Source organism: Pseudomonas lundensis, from assembly GCF_002269125.1.
Lineage (GTDB): Bacteria > Pseudomonadota > Gammaproteobacteria > Pseudomonadales > Pseudomonadaceae > Aquipseudomonas > Aquipseudomonas lundensis_A.
On record NZ_NQKI01000051.1, the window covers coordinates 21842 to 28093 of the forward strand.

6 protein-coding genes are annotated in these 6252 nt (G+C 51.3%); 5 read left to right on the plus strand and 1 reads right to left on the minus strand.

Annotated features, from left to right (window positions below):
- The first annotated feature begins 1 nt into the window (after window position 1).
- From CJF39_RS21305 to CJF39_RS21325, 4 genes are all read left to right on the plus strand, one after another.
- Window positions 2-1435, plus strand: coding sequence for a tyrosine-type recombinase/integrase (locus CJF39_RS21305; RefSeq protein WP_094995200.1), 1434 nt, complete (start codon window positions 2-4; stop codon window positions 1433-1435).
- A gap of 36 nt (window positions 1436-1471) precedes the next feature.
- On the plus strand, window positions 1472-1852 hold the full coding sequence (locus CJF39_RS21310) for a hypothetical protein (RefSeq protein WP_094995201.1): 381 nt from the start codon (window positions 1472-1474) through the stop codon (window positions 1850-1852).
- Between the two features lie 997 nt (window positions 1853-2849).
- The gene (locus CJF39_RS21320; protein WP_141232211.1) at window positions 2850-3116 is read left to right on the plus strand and encodes a hypothetical protein; all 267 of its coding nucleotides are present in this window, start codon (window positions 2850-2852) and stop codon (window positions 3114-3116) included.
- Between the two features lie 55 nt (window positions 3117-3171).
- Window positions 3172-3480 carry a hypothetical protein gene (locus CJF39_RS21325; RefSeq protein ID WP_094995203.1) on the plus strand — a complete coding sequence of 103 codons (309 nt, stop codon included), beginning with the start codon at window positions 3172-3174 and terminating at the stop codon, window positions 3478-3480.
- A 118-nt stretch (window positions 3481-3598) separates the two neighbouring features.
- Here the strand turns inward: CJF39_RS21325 and CJF39_RS22890 are convergent, their stop codons facing one another.
- Window positions 3599-4684: a hypothetical protein gene (locus tag CJF39_RS22890; protein ID WP_141232212.1), complete on the minus strand. Its 1086-nt coding sequence runs from the start codon at window positions 4682-4684 to the stop codon at window positions 3599-3601.
- Between the two features lie 815 nt (window positions 4685-5499).
- On the opposite strand from CJF39_RS22890, the gene CJF39_RS21330 reads away from it, so the two are divergent.
- The gene (locus CJF39_RS21330) at window positions 5500-6009 is read left to right on the plus strand and encodes a hypothetical protein (RefSeq protein WP_094995204.1); all 510 of its coding nucleotides are present in this window, start codon (window positions 5500-5502) and stop codon (window positions 6007-6009) included.
- Window positions 6010-6252 lie beyond the last annotated feature (243 nt).

Below are 6252 nucleotides of genomic sequence, written 5' to 3' on the forward strand. Positions count from 1 at the left end.
GATGACCGTCAACCACCGCTCCCCAAGTGGGACAAACCTGTTACAAACTGCGCTCGCCAAGCCGTACCACTATCGCCGGTCTGGTCGCTATTACCTTCGCCTTCGCCCTCAAGGAACCGTTAAGGGCTTCTTCACGCTGTCACTCAGGACTACCGACAAGGCCACTGCAATGACCATCTCGCAAGACATCCTCACAACCCTCAAGGCTTACCAATTAGACAACCCTGAGGCGTCTTGGGACGAACTCCGTGAGCGCCTTATAGACATCGCAGAGTACAACTTGACGATGGCGCACGGTGACAGCTCTTTGGTCGCTTACGAGATGATTAACGATGAGCATCATTTGGCATTGCGTATGGCCTCCGCAAAGCTGCCCCTCAGCGTTAACCAGCAACGGGCAGTGAGTAAGGCACTTGAGATCATTGAGGCCTCACAGGAACGCATGCGTGGACGGTCAGGGAAACTGGTCGAGATCGTTAAGGACCTCAATGATGAGTGTTGTGGCGCGCCTTTGGCTCTCTCCCTGCCTGTATCTGTAAACGCTTCCCCAAGTCTTACCTTTAAGTCCCTCTCTGCGCTCTACATGGCGGAACGCAAAGACAGCATTCAGGACAGCACCATGCGGGACGTGAAGTCATCGTGTGAGGCTATCGGCGTGATCCTTGGCGACTTGGATATGAAGACCCACACACGGGAGGACATGAAGAATCTGAGGGACAAGCTCCTTGAGGACCGTAAGCCTTCAACGGTTAAGAAGCTGCTGACCCGGCTATCGACTGTCATGGATTGGGCTGTGAATAACGGATACCTCGACAAGAGTTTTGATAAGGGCCTGAAGCCAACGAAAGGCGCTGACAGCTCCCGTGAGGCGCTCTCTCAGGATCAAGTAAAGGCCCTGATGGCTCACGCTAAGTCGCTTCCAGTGGACGCTTGGCAGCGCTGGGCGTTGTCCCTCGGGGTGATCACTGGGACCCGTATCGAGGAACTCAGGCAGTTGACCAAGGCTGACGTTAAGCAGGTCGGCAGCGTGTGGGTCATCGACATCAACAGGAACGATGGCAAGACAGCTAAGACCAAAAATGCTCTCCGTGTTGTGCCGCTGATTGATGGTGCCTACGGCTTCGATCTTCAGGCGTTCCTTGAGTTTGTCGATAAGGCTGACTCACGGCTGTTCACACTGGGAGCCGGTCAGTTCTCGAACGTGCTCAATGGGGCGCTAAGGGAGGTCCTGACGTTGAACGCTGATCGGACCCAAACCTTCCACTCTTTGCGTCACTCGCTGGCCGGTGCCTTGAAGGCCGCTGAGGTGCCTGTGGGGACCGCTGAGTCCATCTTGGGGCACGCTTCGGGGTCCATCAGTTATGACCTATATGGGGCGGGGAGTGCCGTTGAGGTGGGTCGTATGGCTCAAGCGCTGATGAAGGCACTTCAATAGCCAAATGGTATCATCGGGGTTTCGAATGGAGGCGCTATGCGAAACCTTGAGCTATACGGACTTGCGAAGGTAAATAAGGAGCTTCATGAGCGAGCTGTGGTGGTAGACCGGCTCAGCTCTCTTGGAGAAAAGACGGCTCGCATCATGGCTTGGCAGTGCTTTATTCAGGATCAGCTCAAACTGGATGATAGAAACGAGACCACCTCTAATCTTGCCCGAATAAAGCACGGGGAAGCTATTGCAGCTTTCTGGGAAACGGGTGATCAGATGGACATCGAGTCCGACTCATTTGTCTCTTACTTTTTCGATGAGCTCGGTGTGATTAACCGGAAAGTAACGAAAAAAGGAGTCCAAGTAGCCTTCTATATCTTCGTCGCCTTGGGGCTTTTCGGCCTGTATAAGTTGTTCTTCCACTGAGATTTGCATCGAACTGGATGTTTTGGTGGGTCACCCAGAACATGATGTGTTGTTTGTGGTGACTCAGGTGGTCCGTGCGGCTGGCTTGAAGGATTCCAAATCCGCAATTAATGACTTCCGCGTGTTAAAAGGCCAAGCCCAGCCGGGTCATCACCTTACAACACTGGTGGGTCAATTCCCTACCAGTCTCCCTAAGGACCATAATGGTCGGCCCTTGCGGACCACTACGATCATGTTCACCAAGTCCGAGGTCATGTACCTTGATGCTCCGTGGCCGTGCACCGCAGTCCGAACCGTTCCGTAAGTGGGTCACTGAGGAAATCCTCCCGACAATCCGCAAGACTGGCTCCTGTAGCGCCAACGAGTCGAACAACCCGCTCGCCCAGGCCGTAATGGACGAGCTAAAGGTTCTGAGGACCGAAGTGGCGGACTTGAAGGAAGCCACTGAGGAATCCATGGGCGTTGTCCGTATTACCGTGGGAGACGCCCTGTGAACATTGGCCGGTGGCTTGAAGGCCGCTTAGGTGACTATGGGGACCGCTGAATCAATCTTGGGGGCACACTTCGGGTCTATCAGTTACGATCTGTATGGGGCGGGGAGTGCCGTTGAGGTGGGTCGTATGGCTGAGGCTCTCGATAAGGCTTTTGGTCTGGTGTAATATCAAACGGTTCAATGAGGGTGGCGTTTTGCTATCCTTGTTTCACAGAATCATCAAGGAAGTGATTATGCCAGCTACTATTACGTTGCTGTCTCGACAGTCTGCGAATGCTGCTATAGCAATCTCAGTCACCTGTTCCAGCGGTACTCTTGTCGAAGGCTCTGGTTGCTTCAATTTTCGTTGTTCTTCAAACAGTATATTTCCCAAGTTCTTCTCGTATATTCCACTCTGTATGCTTGGAGTATTAGCTGTTTCGGAATAAAAATTTTAGGGCTTGTTGATTAAGCTCGTTCGCTGGATAGGTGAGAGCCAATCAAATGAATAATATAGACGACCTTATGCTTGAACTCGAATTGGAAGACGGAAGGCATATCAAGGTGCAGGTCACGGGCTATCATTTAAAGCTCGCGGATAAGCTAAATTTTGATGGGGGAGGTAAACTCTTCAAGCTCGGCACGTTTAAGATCAACAGTAGGCAGTACCCGGAGTGGAAAGGCATAGCAAAGATTAAGTATCGAATTGGTGAATGCTCTGTATTGAAAGATCAGCCGCCCAAGGAGACACCTCGGACTATTACCTTTAAGGTCCGTCACGATTTTAATTAACGGAATATTGGAGGGGCGCCATTAGGCCCTCACTGATGCACTGGGAGTGCCCTCAATGAGTGTTGCTATTACGGTTAGTGTATTGAGTGCCCTGGCTATCTGGAAGGGGGCGGGCTGGGTCTGGACGGCTTATAAAAAGCATCGCGACACTGCCCAGCAGACCTATCTTTTAGGTGTTCGCTATGAGGCTGCAATTGACGCCACACGGCTCCTGTCTCAGTGGTACAACCTGACCCCGAGAGGACCTGAAGAGGATGCTTTGGTTAAGGAGGTCCTCGAAGTTTTGTCAGAGCGTGATGCAGAAGCCTTACGCATGAGATCCACCACTGAGGAAAATCGTAGGAAGCCGGGAAGCTGGACCTGAATGGATCTGAAGAGGTTCGCGAGGAAAGTGCATTGAGGGAAACCTGAGGTTAGTCGCCTCTCAATGCTCTACCGTTCGCCAAGCTAATAGAAGCTTTCAATTTATTAAAGTGACCTTATTACCCTTTTGTGATTTTTAAATCTATTGGTGTGATGATCGGGACCTCAGGCGCAAAGGGGGATATGCTCGAAATTGAATTGCAAAGTGCGCCAAGCTGCTGCATAGAAATATGAGCGTATTCGAGTGCGTCTCTTGAGGAGTCCATGTTCTCAATAAAATTCAAGCTGCGAGCGAAGTCTACGTTGGGGTCTTCAAAGTATTGTCCGGTGGTTCGGCTTTTAGTTACTTGAGCAGGTTTTAATGGGATTGGTAGCTGTATGGCAGGCAACTGCTGACCATGAAAGTCTATTGTCTTTGTGAATACCAGTAGGGTTTTCGCAGCATTTGCTAAAGGGGCGACATGGACGACTAAGTCTCGGTATGCGCCAAGTTCGTAGAGCCAATTGTCGGTCGATGACGAGGCTTTCAACTCCTTGCCCGCTTTATCCTGAGGTGGGTGAGATCGCCAGATCTTTAATAGGCCACTTAAGGCCGTTATTTTGGGTGCGGATGGATCGTTTTTTCTTATTGCTGCCTCTGAGTAAAACTCTGAAAGATAATCTCTTAAAGTGCAAGAATCTACCAAGAATGACTGAAGGGCCAAGTAACATAACGAGGTGTGGCCATCAAGAAAGCGTTCGTTGGGTTTAAAAGATTTCGAGTGCAATCTTCCGTTTAGTTGATCTGAATACGCTTCCGATAACTGCCTCAATCTCCACTCGCACGCTCTTATTTGATGGGAGATTCGAGAGGCTATATCGTAAAATAGTCCATTTTTTTTTAGAAATGCAGCATTAGCTATGAATGACCAATTATGTCCTTGGTCTGTGCATATCCACGTTGGAGAGGCTGCGGGATTGATTGACCTCCACTCGGGAGGCACGAAACCTTTCGCTTGCTCTTCTGTACTAAAAAAATCACATCCGACTATCTGGAATCCTAAACGTTTAACATCACCATAAAAACTACCATAGCTTTTTATAGTTAATGTTGCGGACTTTCCATTCATTGCGCTGGGCCGAAGATCAGCTTTTTGATCCATCCCATTCAGAATGCGTCCGCCACCGTATAGATGCAATTCTCTCAAAACCGGTTGCCACTCCATGCTAATGCTCCTTGCTTAGGTTTGGGCGTGCGCGACTCAGCGACCAGGCACTCAGAACGCGCCACTACCACTAAGCCAGATAGTAAAGAACGATTCAACAAATTGGAGCGCCGTGGGTCAACGCTGACCGTCGATAAGGAAAGCTATAGGAGATCACCACCATGATCCGCCTCACACACCTGGGCTTTTCCTCCCGGATGGCTCGCCGCTATCTCAATGCCCCTGTGTTCGCCATACAACCGCTGATGATGTCCAGCCTAAGTGGCTGAGGGCTTTGTCTTTCAGAGAGCCTATAGGGCAGTCGGAATAACACCCACTAATACGGGAAGGAGCGAACAGTTTCCTATCTTGGCCGCTAAGCGCTGCCCGCAGAAACCCTCACTAAGGCTACGAATTGACACCTCGGATTAGAACCCCTCACCCATTGAGAGATAGGCACATATGGGCGTTGCTCGCCTTAAAGAGCACGCCGAGGACATCAACACAGCCTTAGTTGAGCGGAATAAGTGCAAGGCCCAGGAGAGAACGTCCGCCCAGGCATCAAAGGTTGATCGCTGGGGTTGTGCCGCCAAGTAATCGGCAGCCTGTGTGGGCCACGCACTGATACTTCGCAACAGATATCCTCACAAGAACACGGACAACACAGTTTCTTCCCAACGTCTCCCGCTGCGATCCCCTCAATGGTGCTCAAGGTGGGCCCGTTTAGACACCTCGGATTAAAACCCCTCACCCACAAGAGGACATCACCAATCACCCTGCACCACGGGAGGCTCAACGCTGCCCGTCGGTAAGGAGAGCTATAGGAGACCACCACCATGATCCACCACACACCTGTTCTACTCCACACCCTGGCCGATGCCTTCGACCGGGCGGACTATCTGACTGGCCTGCGCCTTGTTCCTGCGAAACCCAAGCGAGGAACCGTGCCGACAATCATTAAGAACCCTTTCTGTGGTCATCTGGATTTTCAAGACCGGTATGACCGATGGTCTGAAGACATCCTTTCTGGAGTCGCAAAGCTGGACCACGGCGGAACCAAGCAGCTCCCCGTTAAAACCCTCTATGAATTGCTTGAGTCCCTTGAGGTGTTCTCTACAGAGACCATCGGGGCACACCTGGGCCTGTCCTCCCGGATGGCTCGCCGCTATCTCAACGCCCTTGAGGTGGCCTTGCAGCCGCTCATGAGGTCCCGGCCTAAGTGGCTGAGGGCTGCTATGGGAAACCTTGAAGGTCACCAGCGCGAGACGGTCCCGGCCATTCAATCGATACCTGACCAGATGGCACAGCTACGCCTGGACCTGGGAGCTGATGCGTTCGCCATTTAATGCGGACACAAGATAAAGAAACCTAATGACCGACCTCTAAGAGGCAATGGCTCAATGCGGACACAAGACTAAAGACCCTCTAAGAGACCCTTTGTGATGGGATTGTTTGCTGATAAGCAATCCCACCTTTGAGAGACCTTTAAGACCTTTGAGCTTAGAGCCTGGGTGTAGTGGTCAACTAATCCCGGACACGACGTTAAGTTTTTTCTCGGCCTGAGCCGGCGTTAGCCCGCCATTAAATTG